The organism is Brevundimonas sp. VNH65, assembly GCF_049445955.1.
GTDB lineage: Bacteria > Pseudomonadota > Alphaproteobacteria > Caulobacterales > Caulobacteraceae > Brevundimonas.
The window spans coordinates 1-2405 of the sequence record NZ_JBMSDX010000021.1 but is presented as its reverse complement, the minus strand read 5'-3'; the positions used below and the strand labels follow the sequence as shown (position 1 = coordinate 2405).

Annotated in this window: 2 protein-coding genes; both read left to right on the top strand. The window is 66.4% G+C overall.

The window, feature by feature from the left end:
- The coding region (locus tag ACO2Q1_RS17170; protein ID WP_423330679.1) for an HlyD family secretion protein at positions 1 to 784 on the top strand (784 nt) is incomplete at its 5' end.
- The coding region (locus ACO2Q1_RS17165; RefSeq protein ID WP_423330678.1) for a DHA2 family efflux MFS transporter permease subunit at positions 771 to 2405 on the top strand (1635 nt) is incomplete at its 3' end. The genes ACO2Q1_RS17170 and ACO2Q1_RS17165, both read left to right, overlap by 14 nt.

Sequence of the window (2405 nt, the reverse complement as noted above, 5' to 3'; positions counted from 1 at the left end):
CCAGCTCCGGGCGCAACAGGCGGCGGTAGTGCGGCGGGTCGGAGAGCAGATGGGCGTGTCGGCGGCCGGAGTCTCAGCGGCCCAGGCGGATGCCCTGGCCCGCCAGGCGGAGGTCGCGGCGGCGCGCAGCGCCTTCGATCGGTCCAGGACCCTGTTCGAGCGGGGCTTGGTGGCCCAAAGCCGTTTCGACGAAGATCAGGCCCGGCTTCGCGCGGCCGAGCAAAACGCGGCGCGGGCCGAGGCGCAGATCGCCGGGTCACGGGCCCAGGTCGGCGTCACCCGCGAAGGCTCCAGCGAGGTCGAGGTGCTGGAGGCGCAGATCGCCGCCCTCGAGGCCCAAAAGGAGGGACTACGGGCTCAACGCGGCCAGCAGAACCTGGATCTCGGTCGTCGTGAGATCCGCGCCGCGTTCGACGGGATCGTCGATCAGACCTTCGTCGATCCGGGCGAGTTCGTCGCCGCCGGCACGCGGCTGCTGATGTATCACAACCCTTCCCAGGTCTGGATCGACGCAAACGTCAAGGAGACCGATGTCCGCAAGATTTCCATCGGCGCGCCCGCCCGAATCAAGATCGACGCCTACCCGGGCGAAGTCTTCGAAGCCCGGGTGTCGTACGTGGGAGGGGCCGCGACCAGTCAGTTCGCCCTGTTGCCCAACCCGAATCCCAGCGGGAATTTCACCAAGGTCACGCAGCGCATCCCGGTCCGTCTCGAGATCGTCCAGCAGCAAGGCCGGCTAAGGCCCGGCATGATGGTCGAGGCGACGATCGATGTCGTCGACTGACGCCTTTTTCGCCCGCTTCGGCCCCGGGTATCGCTGGCTGGCCACTCTGACGGCGATGGTCGCCGCCGTCGCGGTCGTGCTGTCTTCGACGATCGTCAATGTCGCGATTCCCGCCATCATGGGCCAGTTCGGCATCGACTCGGTCCAGGCCCAATGGCTCTCGACGGGCTTTCTCGCCGCCATGACGGTGACGATGCTGATGACGGCGTGGTGCGAACGCGCCTTCGGTCAGCGGATGACGATGATCGGGGCGCTGGCGCTGTTCCTGTTCGGATCGGTTGTCGGCGGCGTCGCGCCCGATCAGACGGTTCTCGTGATCTCCCGCATTCTCCAGGGCCTCGCCGCCGGCCTCGTCCAGCCGCTGGCCATGGTGGTGATGTTCCAGGTCTTCCCGCCGCAGCAGCGAGGCGCGGCGATGGGCATTTTCGGCATCGGCGTGGTGCTTGCGCCGGCCCTCGGTCCCTGGGTGGGCGGGGTGCTGATGGACAATTTCGATTGGCGCTTCCTCTTCTATCTGGGGATCCCGTTCGGGGTCGTCGGCATCGTCCTCGCCAACCTGTTCCTGCCGTCCCGGAACCCGGACCTCGAGCGGCAAAGGCTCGACTGGCCGGCGATCCTGTATCTCTCCGTGTTCCTGCTGTCGGTGCTTCAGGCGATTTCGAGCGGCCAGCGGCTGGGATGGGACTCCAACATCGTGATCGGTGAGATCGCTCTGGCGCTCGCGGCCGGTGGAGCCTTCCTCTGGCATGAACACCGAACCCCTCATCCGATGCTCGATCTGCGACTGTTCTCCAACGGGCCGTTCGCCGCAGCCTGTGTCGTCAGTTTCGTCCTGGGGGCGGGCCTGTTCGGCTCAACCTATCTACTGCCCATTTTCGTCCAGCAGATTCAGAATCTTACGCCAACGCAGGCCGGACTTCTTCTCATGCCGGCGGGGTTCGCCCTCGTTTTCGTCTTCCCCCTTGCCGGAAAACTCAGCGACATGGCGCCCCCGGGCGTGCTGATCGGTTTCGGCATGGCCATCTTCGCTTACGCATCGTGGCTCCTCTCGCATGTCAGCGTCGACACCGCCTTCTGGACGCTGGCCTGGTGGACGGTGATCAGCCGGGTCGGCATGGGGTTCGTCTTTCCATCGCTCAGCGCTGGTTCGCTGACCGTCTTGCCGCCGCAGCTTCTGAGCCAGGGGTCAGGCGCGATGAACTTCACCCGACAGCTCGGCGGCGCCCTGGGCACCGGCCTGCTTGCAGTCATTGTGGAACGGCGCACCGCCTTCCATGGCGATCTCATCGCCGCAACCCAGACCTCGGACAATGTCGCGACCACTGCCTATGTTCAGGGGGCAGGACGGGCCATCGCCCAACTGGGCGTGGGCGGGCTGGACCAGGCCGCGGCCTCGGGCTGGCTACTGGGACAGACGGTCGTCTATCAGGCCGCGGCCGCCGCCTATCGCGACGGCTTTCTGATCACCGCGGTCGTTTTCGCCGGCGCACTCCTGCCCACCTACATTCTTCACCGCGCCCTGCAGACGAACCGAAAGCCTTCTGCGGCGCCTCCCACCGCCATGGAGGCCGAAGGGGATATCGAGGCCGGCTTCGCGCTCGAACCGATTCTGCCGGACGAT